The 444-nt window shown below is 58.6% G+C and carries 1 pseudogene; it reads right to left on the reverse strand.

Features of this window, described 5'->3' with window-relative positions:
• Nucleotides 1-444, reverse strand: a pseudogene (locus tag KBX21_RS26365) (TIGR03767 family metallophosphoesterase); the annotation flags it as partial.

The following is a 444-nucleotide window of genomic DNA, read 5'->3' on the forward strand; positions in this document are numbered from 1 at the left end:
GTTCGCATGCACGTGTCCATTGACCCAGGCAAGCACGTTCGGGTAATGCGATAGCAGGGAGACCAATTCCGGGCCGAGATGACGGATGCCCGTACCGTCGCCGGGGAGGACGGGGTTGTTCATCGTCATCGAGTCGTGGTGACTGAAGAGGACGAACATTGTGTCGCTCACATCGTGATGATGACGCACGCCGAGATCGTCGTAGTACACGCTACTGCCAGCGCGCAGCACGGATTTAAGCCACTTCCACTGACGGTCGTCGATAGAACCATCGGTGTACCCGGCCCGGTTCGTCGAGTCCAGGCTGATTCCGGTCACGCCGTTGGCAATCGAGAAGGTGTAGTAACCGCGCACGGCATTGAGGTCATCCTCGCTGAAACCATGACCGTGCGGGCCCGAACCATTGACGCCGTCACGCAAATGAGCCTTGATGAATTCGAAGGG

Source organism: Nocardiopsis sp. B62 (assembly GCF_018070675.1).
Classification (GTDB): domain Bacteria; phylum Actinomycetota; class Actinomycetes; order Streptosporangiales; family Streptosporangiaceae; genus Nocardiopsis; species Nocardiopsis prasina.